The organism is Reyranella sp. (genome assembly GCF_052439685.1).
In the GTDB taxonomy this organism is placed as follows: Bacteria; Pseudomonadota; Alphaproteobacteria; order Reyranellales; family Reyranellaceae; genus Reyranella.
On sequence record NZ_JBQVQG010000021.1, the window covers coordinates 56,375 to 68,709 of the forward strand.

At 66.3% G+C, this 12,335-nt stretch carries 10 protein-coding genes and 1 pseudogene; 6 read left to right on the forward strand and 5 right to left on the reverse strand.

Annotated elements, in window-relative coordinates; translation table 11 throughout:
* Window position 1 precedes the first annotated feature (1 nt).
* Window positions 2-1,447, forward strand: a complete 1,446-nt coding sequence (gene thrC, locus ACT6UX_RS22500) for a threonine synthase (RefSeq protein ID WP_444777387.1) — start codon at window positions 2-4, stop codon at window positions 1,445-1,447.
* Entirely contained in the window at window positions 1,444-2,712 is a 1,269-nt protein-coding gene (locus ACT6UX_RS22505) for a M16 family metallopeptidase (RefSeq protein WP_444777388.1), read from the forward strand. The genes thrC and ACT6UX_RS22505 overlap by 4 nt, the downstream gene beginning before the upstream one ends.
* A 103-nt stretch (window positions 2,713-2,815) precedes the next feature.
* On the opposite strand, the gene ACT6UX_RS22510 is transcribed toward ACT6UX_RS22505, so the two are convergent.
* Entirely contained in the window at window positions 2,816-3,613 is a 798-nt protein-coding gene (locus ACT6UX_RS22510) for an aspartyl/asparaginyl beta-hydroxylase domain-containing protein (RefSeq protein WP_444777389.1), read from the reverse strand.
* A 164-nt stretch (window positions 3,614-3,777) separates the two neighbouring features.
* Between ACT6UX_RS22510 and ACT6UX_RS22515 the strand changes: the two genes are divergently transcribed.
* The 4 genes from ACT6UX_RS22515 to ACT6UX_RS22530 all read left to right on the forward strand — a co-directional run bounded on the left by ACT6UX_RS22515 (window position 3,778) and on the right by ACT6UX_RS22530 (window position 6,933).
* Window positions 3,778-4,386, forward strand: a complete 609-nt coding sequence (locus ACT6UX_RS22515; protein ID WP_298306767.1) for a GNAT family N-acetyltransferase — start codon at window positions 3,778-3,780, stop codon at window positions 4,384-4,386.
* A 30-nt stretch (window positions 4,387-4,416) separates the two neighbouring features.
* Window positions 4,417-5,286 (forward strand): dioxygenase family protein, encoded by an 870-nt coding sequence (locus ACT6UX_RS22520; protein ID WP_444777390.1) that lies wholly within the window; start codon window positions 4,417-4,419, stop codon window positions 5,284-5,286.
* Window positions 5,286-6,026, forward strand: a complete 741-nt coding sequence (locus ACT6UX_RS22525) for an ABC transporter ATP-binding protein (RefSeq protein ID WP_444777391.1) — start codon at window positions 5,286-5,288, stop codon at window positions 6,024-6,026. The genes ACT6UX_RS22520 and ACT6UX_RS22525 overlap by 1 nt, the downstream gene beginning before the upstream one ends.
* Window positions 6,027-6,189: 163 nt before the next feature.
* Window positions 6,190-6,933 carry an ABC transporter permease gene (locus ACT6UX_RS22530; RefSeq protein WP_444777414.1) on the forward strand — a complete coding sequence of 248 codons (744 nt, stop codon included), beginning with the start codon at window positions 6,190-6,192 and terminating at the stop codon, window positions 6,931-6,933.
* A gap of 1 nt (window position 6,934) precedes the next feature.
* Here the strand turns inward: ACT6UX_RS22530 and ACT6UX_RS22535 are convergent, their stop codons facing one another.
* The 4 genes and pseudogenes from ACT6UX_RS22535 to uvrB form a co-directional block, all read right to left on the reverse strand.
* Complete coding sequence (locus tag ACT6UX_RS22535; protein ID WP_444777392.1) at window positions 6,935-8,146, reverse strand: MFS transporter; 1,212 nt, start codon at window positions 8,144-8,146, stop codon at window positions 6,935-6,937.
* Between the two features lie 82 nt (window positions 8,147-8,228).
* Window positions 8,229-9,224 carry a hypothetical protein gene (locus tag ACT6UX_RS22540; RefSeq protein ID WP_444777393.1) on the reverse strand — a complete coding sequence of 332 codons (996 nt, stop codon included), beginning with the start codon at window positions 9,222-9,224 and terminating at the stop codon, window positions 8,229-8,231.
* Between the two features lie 18 nt (window positions 9,225-9,242).
* Window positions 9,243-10,079 carry an alpha/beta hydrolase family protein gene (locus ACT6UX_RS22545; RefSeq protein WP_444777394.1) on the reverse strand — a complete coding sequence of 279 codons (837 nt, stop codon included), beginning with the start codon at window positions 10,077-10,079 and terminating at the stop codon, window positions 9,243-9,245.
* Between the two features lie 11 nt (window positions 10,080-10,090).
* Window positions 10,091-12,334: pseudogene (gene uvrB, locus ACT6UX_RS22550) on the reverse strand (excinuclease ABC subunit UvrB); the annotation flags it as partial.
* Window position 12,335: the final 1 nt, after the last annotated feature.

Here is a 12,335-nt window from a genome sequence, read left to right on the forward strand (position 1 = left end):
TTTGCGTTACATCAGCACCCGCCACGGCTCTCAGGGCAATCCTGCGCCGCTCGGCTTCGAAGACATCATGCTGGCCGGCCTGGCCCGTGACGGCGGCCTCTACCTGCCGGCCGAATGGCCACAGTTCAGCAAGGCCGAGATCGCGGCCCTGAAGGGGCTGAGCTACAGCGAGCTCGCTTTCCGCATCATGAAGCCGTTCGTCGGCGACACGTTCGACGACACGACCTTCCGTCGCCTGATCGGCGAGGCCTATGCCTCGTTCGAGACGCCGGAGGTCGCACCGCTGAAGCCGCTGGGCGATTCGGGCCTGCACCTGCTCGAGCTGTTCCATGGCCCGACGCTTGCCTTCAAGGACGTGGCGCTTCAGCTGCTCGGCCGCATGCTCGACCAGACGCTGACGGCGCGCGGCCAGCACGCGACCATCGTCGGCGCCACCTCGGGCGACACCGGTTCGGCCGCCATCGAGGCGGTGCGCGACCGCAAGACCATCGACATCTTCATGCTGTTCCCGCATGGCCGCGTGAGCGAGGTCCAGCGTCGGCAGATGACGACGGTGCTGGCGCCCAACGTGCACAACATCGCCGTTCAGGGCACGTTCGACGACTGCCAGGATCTCGCCAAGGCCTGCTTCAACGACCTCGTGTTCCGCGACAGGCATGCGCTGACGGCGGTGAACTCGATCAACTTCGCCCGCGTGATGGCGCAGATCGTCTACTATTTCTGGGCGGCGCTGAAACTCGGTGCTCCTGAGCGCCCCGTGGCGTTCAGTGTGCCCAGCGGCAATTTCGGCAACGTCTATGCGGGCTATGCCGCGAAACAGATGGGCCTGCCGATCTCGCACTTCGTCGTCGGCGCAAACAGTAACGACATCCTCGCGCGCTTCTTCGAGAGCGGCACGATGACGACCTCCGAAGTCGTGCCGACGTTGAGCCCCAGCATGGACATCCAGATCTCGAGCAACTTCGAGCGCCTGCTGTTCGACCTCTACGAACGCGACGGTGTCGCCCTGGCCGACGCCATGACGGCGTTCCGCAGTACCGGTACGCTCAAGGTCGGCGGCAACGTGCTGGCAGGCGTCCGTGAGCTCTTCGACGCGGGCCGGCTGGACGATGCCGGGACGCTCGCCGCGATGAAGGATTGCCTGACGCGCTTCGGCGAGACGATCGACCCGCATACCGCCGTGGGATATGCGCTGGCCCAGCAGCATCGCCGCGATCCAACCATTCCCATGGTCGTCCTCGCGACGGCGCATCCCGCCAAGTTCCCCGACGCGGTGGAAAAGGCGACCGGGCAACGGCCGCATCTGCCGGCGCGGCTCGCCGATCTGCTGGAACGGGTCGAGCGCGCCGACGGCATGCCGAACGACGTCGCGGCCCTGAAATCCATGATCGACGAACGACGGGAAATGGCCGCGGCGCCTGCGGCCAGGAACAAGGTGCGCACGTGAGCAATGTCAAAGTCACGACGCTGGGCAATGGCCTGCGCGTTGCCGTCGACCCGATGCCCGAGGTGGAATCGGCGTCGCTCGGCATCTGGGTCGCCTGCGGCACGCGCCACGAGGCCGCCGAACTGAACGGCATGGCCCACATGCTTGAGCACATGGCGTTCAAGGGCACGCGCACCCGCAGCGCGCGCGCGATCGCCGAAGAGATCGAGAATGTCGGCGGCAGCCTGAACGCCTACACCGGGCGGGAAATCACCGCCTATCACGCCTCGGTCCTGAAGGAAGATGTGGCGCTGGGCATCGAGATGGTGTCGGACATCCTGCGCAACTCGGTATTCGATCCCGACGAGCTGCAGCGAGAGCGCGGCGTCATCCTGCAGGAGATCGGCCAGGCGCTCGACACGCCCGACGACCTGATCTTCGACCAGTTCCAGGAGACCGCGCTGCCGGGCCAGCCGCTCGGCCGGCCGGTCCTCGGTACTTCGACTTCGGTCGAGGCGATCGGTCGCGACGATCTCTTCGCCTACCTCGCGCGCCACTATACGGCCTCCAACATGGTCCTGTCGGCGGCCGGCCGGGTCGAGCACGACCAGATCGTCGATCTCGCGGAGAAGCATTTCGGTTCCGTTCCGCGCACGCCTGCCAACGCCGACCGGCCGGTCCCGCTCGCCTATGTCGGTGGCGACGGCCGCGAGCAGAGGGTGCTCGAACAGGCGCATCTGGTGCTGGGCTGCGAGGGTATCGGCTACCGCGATCCGGACTATTTCGCGCTGGCGATCTACTCGACCCTGTTCGGCGGCGGCATGTCTTCGCGCCTGTTTCAGCGCATCCGCGAGGAGCGGGGGCTGGTCTATGGCATCCACTGCTTCAACACCGCCTACGCTGATGGCGGCCTGTTCGGCATCTATGCCGGCACCGGCGAGGACGATCTCGCGGAGCTGGTGCCCGCGGTGTGCGAGGAGTTCGTCACCGTGGCCGACACGCTGAACGAGCAGGAACTGGTGCGCGCCCGCAATCAGATCAAGGCCGGTACACTGATGGCGCTCGAATCCAGCGGTGCGCGCTGCGAGCAGGCGGCGCGCCACCTGATCGTCCACGGCCGCACCATTCCCTACGCCGAGATCGTGTCGCGCATCGAGGCGGTTGACCAAGATGCCGTGCGCCGCGTCGCGCGTCGCCTGCTGAAGGGCAATCTCACGCTCGCCGCCCTGGGCCCGATCGACGGCCTGGAATCGCTCGATAAGATCGCTGGCCGCCTCGCAGCCTGACTGTCGAAGCTACGCAATAAAAGCCCCGTCGCTCTGGAGCGGAGCTGCCCGAAGGGCGGCGTCGCTCTGGACGACGGGATTTTTTGAGAGACGCGCTCGGGAGTTACGCCGCTTTCGGCAGTTCGGCTTGTGCCGTGCGCGGAGGGACGCCGATCGCGGCGCGTTCGATGGCGGTCTTAATCTCGGCACTGCGGCGGACCAGATTGTAGCGCAGGCCGGTGTAGAGATTCATCGGGAACGGCATCGGCGCGTTGAAGTCGATGATCAGCACGACCCGTGTCTCGTCGGTCTGGTTCTTGACCCAATGCTCGCGCGTGTCGTCGAACACCAGCGGCTCGCCTTCCTTCCAGAAGAAATGATGGCCGCCGATCTCGATCCAGCATTTCTCCGGTTCGGTCGGCACGATCAGCGGGTAGTGGAAGCGGATGATGCCGGCGGCGGATCCCCGGTGCGGCTCGATCTCGGCGCGGCCGGCGAGGATGCTGAACAACGCCGTGTGGACGCCGGGGATTTGCGCGATCGCAGCCATCGTGTCCGGGACCGCTGCGGCGTTCTCCGGAACGTCGTGGCCCCACAGCTTCAGCAGGAAGGTGCGCCAGGCGCGACCCGGCACGTAGAGGTCGCGCGGGTGGACCTCGTGGAGGGCGGGGATTTCTTCATGATGGCTGAGCAGGTACTCCAGGTCGGCCTTGATCTTGGCATGGCTCTTCTTGAGCGCGCCCAGGACCGGGAAGACCTTCATCGCATCCTCGCCGCCCAGCGGCAGCTTCGGCATGTTCCGCAGGATCATGTCCGAGAGCTTGAGGTTGAAATCCTCCAGCGGCTGCTGGGGAAGCCAGATGTGCTTGGTCAGATAGAATCTGCCCTTTTCGCCGACACTGGGTTTGCTCGCCGTTTGCATGGCCGATGTGCCTCGAGGACTTACGATGGATGAATGTAATACGCGCGTTGGCCGAAGGGCGGCAGCTCTTCCGGCGATGCGGCGCGCGGCGGACCGTCTCAATTTCCTACGTCGAACCCCGGAAAACATGCAAGAATTCCGAAGAACCACGAGTATAGCCCAATATGTTCCGCTTTGCCGACGTCCCGTTGTCGCTGTCAGGGATGACCCGGATCACCGGGAAACGCGTATTTCTGCGTGCGCCGAGCTTGGACGACTGGCCGGAATGGGCCGAATTGCGGGCCCGCAGCCGGGCCTTCCTGACCCCGTGGGAGCCCACCTGGCCGGAGGATTCTCTGGCCCGCGACCATTTCCGGCGCCGGCTGCGGCAGCAGATCAAGGAATGGCGGGCGGGGGAGGCCTATGGCCTGTTCGTCTTCACCAATGAAGGCCGCCGGCTGGTCGGTGGAATCAACCTCAGCAACGTCCGCCGCGGCGTCGCCCAGGCCGCGTCCGTCGGCTACTGGATGGGCCAGCCTTATGCCGGCCAAGGGCTGATGACCGACGGTCTGCGTGCCACCCTGCCGTTCGTGTTCGACGACCTGCGGCTGCACCGGCTGGAAGCTGCCTGCCTGCCGCATAACGAGCCCTCCAAGGCCGTGTTGACCAAGGTCGGCTTTCACGAGGAGGGGCTCGCCCGGCAGTATCTGCGCATCAACGGCCAGTGGGCCGACCATCTGTTGTTCGCGCTGCTGCGGGCGGACTACGACGCGCTCCTGCGGGCACCGCGGTAGCGGGCTGCGGCCCCGACCCCAGGAGCGTTGATGCGCAATCTCACCCCGACCTCGATCACCCAGGCTTTCGCCGACTATGCGCGCAACGCGCCATCCGAACGCGCGCGCACCTTGCTGGTCTCGCTGGCCGGCCATCTGCACAGCTTTGTGCGCGACAACAAGGTCACGCAGGCGGAGTGGGGCGCCGCCATCGACGCGCTCACACGCGCGACGCAGTTCACCGACGACAAGCGCAACGAATACATTCTGTTCTCGGACCTGCTCGGCGTGTCGTCGCTCGTGGACATGGTAAACGCCGCCGGCAGCGGCACGCCGTCGTCGGTGCTGGGCCCGTTCCACATCGAGGGCGCGCCCGAGCTGCCCAATGGCGGCGATCTGTGGCGCGGCCAGGTGGGCGAGCCGCTGGTCGTGAGCGGCCGCGTCCTCGACACGGACGGCGCGCCGGCCGCGGGCAGCGTGCTGGCGATCTGGCAGAATGCCGGCAATGGTCTCTATGCCCAGCAGGACGCCGCGCAATCTCCGACCAACTATCACGCGCGCCTCGGCGTGGCGGAAGACGGCAGCTTCGCCTTCACCACCGTGCGGCCGGTCTCCTACAAGGTGCCGGACGACGGACCGGCCGGCGACATGCTCCGCATCCTGGGGCGCGACGCCTGGCGACCCGCGCATCTGCACATGATCATCCAGGCGCCCGGCCGTGTGCCGCTCATCACCGAGTTCTTCCCCGAGGACGACGAGTATCTCGACGGCGACGCCGTGTTCGGCGTGCGCGCCGGTCTCGTCCTGCCGTTCGGCAAGGTGACCGACCGCGCCGCGCTGCCGGCCAACCTCGCCGCCCGGGATTCGCTGCCCCTGCCGGTCTGGGCCACGCGCCTTGACCTGACGCTGCCCGCGGGTTGATGCCGCTCGTTCGCGTCCGCGACGTCTCTAGGGTTTTCGCAAACGGCGTCCAGGCGCTGGGCGGCGCTTCGCTCGACGTCGAAGCTGGCGAATTCCTGAGCGTGCTCGGCCCCTCGGGCTGCGGAAAATCGACCCTGTTGCGCCTGATCGCCGGGCTCGCCGAGCCGACTGCCGGCACGATCGACTGGCCGCAGGGTAGGCCCGACCTGGGGTTCGTCTTCCAGGAACCGACGCTGATGCCGTGGACCACGGCGCTGGCGAACGTGGCCTTGCCGCTCAAGCTGCGCGGGGTGGCGCGTTCCGAGCGCGAGGCGCGCGCGGCCGAAGCGCTCGCCGGCGTGGGATTGCAGGGTTTCGAGAAGAGCTATCCGCGCGAACTGTCGGGCGGCATGAAGATGCGCGTGTCGATCGCGCGCGCGCTGGTCACGGCGCCCAAGCTGCTCCTGATGGACGAGCCCTTCGCCGCGCTCGACGAGATCACCCGGCGCAGGCTCAACACCGATCTCCTGGAACTCTGGCAGCGCACGCGCTTCACCGCCGTGTTCGTGACCCATTCGGTGTTCGAATCGGTCTTCCTGTCGCAGCGCATCGTGGTGATGAGCGCGCGCCCCGGCCGCGTGCGTTCCGAACTCGCGATCCCGGCGCCCTATCCACGCAGCGAGGCCTTCGGCACCTCCGCCGACTACGCCGCGCTCTGCCGCCTCACCTCGGCGCAGCTCTCCGAGGCGATGGCGGCATGACAGCGTCGATCGCTTCGGGCGCGCGCCACCCCCTGACCCAGCCTCTCCCCCTAGCGGGGGAGAGGAGGAAGAAAGGGGTGCCCTTCATGTCCCTCTCCCCCTTGGGGGAGAGGTTGGGTGAGGGGGCTTGCCGGTGACCGCCCGTATCGTCGCGCCGCTCCTGATGGGGCTGTTCATGCTGGCCCTGTGGGAAGGCCTCGTCCGCGCGATGGCAATCCCGCCCTACATCCTGCCGGGGCCGATCCTGGTGGCGAAGACGCTGGTCTCGGAGTGGGGCACGTTGTGGCCGGCGCTCGTCGTCACGCTCAGCATCACCCTGCAGGCGTTGCTGGCCGCGGTGGTGGTCGGCGTCCTGCTGGCACTGCTGTTCTCGCTGTCGCGCTGGATCGAACTGTCGCTCTTTCCCTACGCGATCATCCTGCAGGTGACGCCGATCGTGGCCATCGCGCCGCTGATCATCGCCTGGGTCGACGACGTCAACGTCTCACTGCTGATCTGCGCCTGGCTGGTGGCCTTCTTCCCGATCCTGTCCAACACCGTGCTGGGCCTGCGCTCGGTCGACCGCAACCTGCTCGACCTGTTCGAGCTCTACGGCTCGAGCCGCTGGCGCACGCTGATCGATCTGCGCCTGCCGGCGGCGCTGCCGTACTTCCTGGGGGGCCTGCGCATCTCGGGCGGGCTGGCGCTGATCGGCGCCGTGGTGGCCGAGTTCGTGGCGGGTTCGGGCGGGCGGGAGTCCGGGCTCGCCTATCGAATCCTCGAGTCAGGTTATCAGCTCAAGATCCCGCGCATGTTCGCCGCGCTGGTGCTGATCTCCGCAGCGGGAATCGCGATCTACCTGCTGCTGTCGCTGGTCTCGCACCTGCTGCTGCGCCGCTGGCACGAAAGCGCGCTCAACGAAGCGTAAGTCAGGATCGGCGTAACGCTGCCCTGCCGAGGAAGAACGACGCGGTCGCCACGCCGGCGGCCAGCAGCAGATAGCCCGCCTCGTAGACGCCAGTGATCGCCAGCACGGTGCGGAAGAGGAGTGGCGAGAGCAGGGCGCCGCAGAAGACGAAGAGCTGGGTCGCGCCGGTGAATTCCGCCGCGCGTCCGGGCGGCGCCCGCGACGCGCTCTCGGCGATGAAGACGCCGTTCCAGCCGACGGCGGTTCCGCCCAGGATCGTGCAGACGATGTAGACTGCGGTGGTCGGCCAGGCGGGCGTCGAGAAGGCCATCACGGTCGCGGCCATTGCGATGATGGCGCCGATACCCGCCAGCACCGCCGAGGGCCTCCGCAGCAGGTCGGCGAGGGCGCCCCAGAAGACGCGGCCAAAGGCGCCGGCGAGCGTTGCCGCCGACAGGAGCGCGCCGGCCAGCACGTAGGACATCTGCAGGCCGTCGACGGCGTAGACGACGGTGAAGTTCACGACGATCGCCTGCGTGGCCGAGAACAGCATGCCGATGAAGCACATCGGCCGCAGGATCGGGTCGCGCCAGGCGAGGCGCAACGGTTCGAATATCTCCTCCAGCGTCGGCAGGCGCGCCGCACCGCTCGTGCGCTCGTCGTCGTACAGGGCGCGCAGCGGGTGCATGGCAATCGCCGCGGCGATCGAGAGGACACCCACGGAGGCAGCGGCCCAGCGCCAGCCGAAATCCAGCGCCAGCGTCGGCAGCACGGCGCCGCAGATCGCGAAGCCGACCGGCACGCCGCTCTGCTTCAAGGAGAAGGTGACGTTGGCCAGCCTCGGCGGCGACACGCGCGCCAGGATGTGCGAGCTGGCGATGGTGAGCGGGCCCGAGCCCAGGCCGACGATGAAGGCCGAAATCGCGGCCATCGCCACGCCGCCCGTGGCGAAGACGAAGGAGCCCAGCGCCGCAATCGTGAGTCCGGTCTGGATGAAGCGGATCGGTCCCAGCCTTCGGGTGATCGTGCCGCCGCCCACGGTCGAGATCATCGCCGCGAGATAGACGATCGACACGTAGTAGGCGACGTCCGCGGCCGCGACGCCGAACTCGGCGGCCGCCGCTGGCGCCAGCACCGAGGCCTGGTTGAAGACCATCGTCGAGATGACCTGGATCAGGGTCAGCGAGGCGAGGGCGGCGAGATAGCGGCGAAGGTCGGTCGGCGCGGCGGGCATGCGCCGGGACTATAGCGACCTGCCTGAGGTCGGCGAGAAAACTCTCGCCCGGCGATATTAATAGCGAAACGTCGCGTGTTCATTATCGGTTTGTTGTCAGCAAGGCTCGCCCGTCTGCCCAGGCTTCGAACCTTTCACGTGCGGCGGACGACCAGTCCTGCAGGGGTGGCGAGATCGTTGGCGCAGGATCGTCATGCCTGTGGTCTGTTCGATGCCCGTCGGTCGCAAAATAGAAGGCGCCCCGCTGGCGATCCCAGACGGCAAGCGCGTCGCTGTCTTTGCAATCGACCCTGGCGCCCACCATGTACTGGCCGCAACCCGCATAGGCGACCGTTCTATCGTCTATTGCAACGCCATAGGGATTCTGGATAGCCCAGCCACAGCAATCCTTGGTGACCATCCACAAAGCACTTAGAATCCGATCGCGCTGAAGTGCGGGCAAGCGCGTTACCGCCGAGAAGAACTCCTCGTTCTCAAGTGGTTCTGCACGTTCGGGGTGATCCACGCCCGTGAGCTTCGCCATCGTCGAGTGAGGTTCAGGACGAAACTTCACCTTGCTTGTCGTCACTTCGCCGGTCCGGGCGTGCCATTGTCTGGTTGAACTCTCCTCCATCGGATTCGGAGGATAGGAAAAGAGAAAGCCTTCAGAATTCCGCTCGACCTTGGGCATGTCGAAGGCGATGCAAACCGATCCAAGTTTGTGTGCGACCATAGTAGCTGGCTGCCGGCTTTCCACGACATGGATGACCGAACAATCTCTGGTCGCCGCCGCGCCTGCCTGGAGTAGGACGGCGCTCGTCTCAGGGCTGATCAAAGTATCGAGAACGGTAAACGTCGGTTTCGCATAGCTGTTGGTCGAGTGCACGACGGGTTGGCCTTTGTGCGTCAGTGTTGGAATGCCGTCGTTGCTGCTCCATTCGAGTAGTTCGGAGCCGACGCGAAGACCTTCGGCTGGCACCTCGGGTCCCACCCAGTCGATGCCGGCGCTCGCAGGGGCCGCGAAGGACAGGGACAGGATCATGGCGGTTGCGGACAACATGGACCGCCCTTTGTTGCCGTTCATGGTCTGCCCGCGCATCGATGCAGCCTCAGCGACCTACCGGAGGCTGGCGAGGAAACTTTCGACGAGAGGTGACCAGACGGAACTGCCGTTGCCCGATCCGGCTAGACCGTGGCCATCGCGACCGAAGGCGCCAACCGGACGGTACGTCGCCTTGCCGCCTGCCGAGTCGTAGGCCTCGGCCATCCGCTTGGCGAGCGAGGGTTCGAAGAAGCTGTCGTTCTCGGCATAGATCCAGAGCATCGGCACACGGGCGGTCGCACCGTATTTCGCGGCAGCCTCGACGAGCGATCTCGGCGCACAGTTGCCCGTGCCGCCGCCCTTCAATTGTTGATGTCCTCCACGGCCGCCCGCGAAGCTGATCATGCCCGAGACGCCGGGGGGATTGCGGCTCGACAAGGCGACCGTCGCCCAACCGCCAGCCGACTGGCCGACCACGATCGTCCGGTCGGGCGCGACGTAGGGCTGCGTGCGCATAAAGTCGATGGTGGCCTGAATGTCGGCGGCGCCCTGGAACCCGGCGTTGAAATAGTCGGGTAGGTCGCACGAACCGTAGCCTTCGGCCCAGCTGCCAGCGCTCTCGCCATAGCCGCGGCGTAGCGGCAGAGCCACGACGTAGCCGCGCGACACGAAAAACGACGATAGGGCCGTGTATCGCGGGCGCTCCATCTTGGTGCGCCGCGAGCCGTCCGCGGGCGAGCCGTGATTGATGACGACCAGCGGGCTTCTCGCCTCGCCCGGCGGGCGCATCACCGTGGCGACAAGGGTCGATCCGTCGGGACCGGGCAGGCGGACGACCTGCTCCCGGTTCTGGGCGGCCAGTGGCCCGATGCAGATAAAGAAGAGAAGAACTGCGATCGAACCGAAGCGCATCGTGATCTCTCCTAGCGGCCGCTGCGTCGTGCCGGCTTGCCGCGACCGCCGGAACCCGTGCGCACGCCGCGGAAGACCCGGGAATGCTGCATCTTGCCGAGATGGACGCCGACATTGGCGCTGGCGGCCTGGCCCGGCAGCTCGAGTTCGTGAGCCTCAAGGCGGCGGATCTCGTCGCGCAGGCGGCCGGCCTCCTCGAATTCGAGGTCGGCGGCGGCGGCGCGCATGCGCTTCTCGAGCTCGGCGATGTGGGTGCGCAGATTGTGCCCGACCAGATGCACGTCGCCGGAGACGCCGGTGTCGACCGTGTAATGGTCGCGCTCGGCGGTCGATTGCAGGATCTCGGCGATGTTGCGCTTCACCGAGGCCGGCGTGATGCCGTGCTTCTCGTTGTAGGCGGTCTGCTTGGCGCGACGACGGTCGGTCTCCGAGATGGCGTACTTGATCGAGTCCGTCATCTTGTCGGCGTAGAGGATGACGCGGCCCTCGACGTTGCGGGCGGCGCGGCCGATCGTCTGGACGAGGGACGTGGGCGAACGCAGGAACCCCTCCTTGTCGGCGTCGAGGATGGCGACCAGCGCGCATTCGGGAATGTCGAGGCCCTCGCGCAGCAGGTTGATGCCGACCAGGACGTCGAAGGCGCCGAGCCGCAGGTCGCGGATGATCTCGATGCGCTCCAGCGTGTCGATGTCGGAATGCAGATAGCGGCAGCGGATGCCGGCTTCGTGCATATATTCGACGAGGTCCTCGGCCATGCGCTTGGTGAGCACGGTGACCAGCACGCGCTGGCCCTTCTTCGCGCAGTCCTTGCACTCGGCGATCAGGTCGTCGACCTGCTTCTCGACCGGCCGGATCAGGACCGTCGGATCGATCAGCCCGGTCGGCCGGATCACCTGTTCGATGAAGGTGCCTTGCGTACGCTCCATCTCCCAATCGCCGGGCGTCGCGCTGACATAGGTCGTCTGCGGCCGGAGCGCGTCCCATTCCTCGAACTTGAGCGGCCGGTTGTCGATCGCCGAGGGCAGGCGGAAGCCGAATTCGGCCAGCACGCTCTTGCGGTTGAAGTCGCCGCGGAACATGCCGCCGATCTGCGGCACCGTGACGTGGCTCTCGTCGCAGATCAGCAGGGAATTCTCCGGGAAGTACTCGAACAGGGTGGGCGGCGGCTCGCCCGCCTTGCGGCCGGTGAGATAGCGCGAATAGTTTTCGATGCCGGCACAGGCGCCGGTCGTTTCCATCATCTCGATGTCGAACAGCGTGCGCTGCTCCAGCCGCTGCGCCTCGAGCAGTCGGCCGGCGCGGTTGAACTCCTCCAGCCGCTGCTTGAGATCGGCCTTTATCTGGTCGATTGCCTTCTGCATCGTCGGCTTCGGGGTCACGTAATGGCTGTTGGCATAGACGATGATGTCGTTCAGCGAGATCGTCTTGTCGCCGGTCAGCGGGTCGAACTCGGTAATCGAATCGATTTCGTCGCCGAACATTTCGAACCGCCAGGCCTTGTCCTCATAGTGGGCCGGGAAGAGGTCGACCGTGTCGCCGCGCACGCGAAAGGCGCCACGCTGGAAGGCGTTGTCGTTGCGCTTGTACTGCTGTTCGACGAAGCGGCGGAGCAGGGTGGAGCGGTCGATCTTCTGGCCCTTGTGCAGGCGGAAGGTCATCGCCTGATAGTTCTCCAGCGGACCGATGCCGTAGATGCAGGAGACCGAGGCCACGATGATGACGTCGTCACGCTCCATCAGCGCGCGCGTCGCGGAGTGGCGCATCCGGTCGATCTGTTCGTTGATCGACGAATCCTTCTCGATGAAGGTGTCGGTGCGGGGGACGTAGGCTTCGGGTTGATAGTAGTCGTAGTACGAGACGAAGTACTCGACGGCGTTCTCGGGGAAGAAACCCTTCATCTCGGCATAAAGCTGCGCCGCCAGCGTCTTGTTGGGCGCCATCACCAGCGCCGGCCGTCCCTGGCTCGCGATCACGTTGGCCATGGTGAAGGTCTTGCCCGAGCCGGTGACGCCCAGCAGGACCTGGTCGCGCTCGCCGCCTTCGACGCCGGCGATGAGCTGCTTGATCGCCTCGGGCTGATCGCCGGCCGGCGTATAGTCGGACACGAGCTTGAAGGGCTTGGGCGTTATGCCTTCGAGCTCCGGTCGCCGCTGGATGTACGGCATCAGGAGGGGGGCAGCCGGAACCGCGAGATTCTTTGAGGCCATGACCTGCATTATATGATGCGCGCCCGGCGGTCCGGCAATGCTAGCGTCC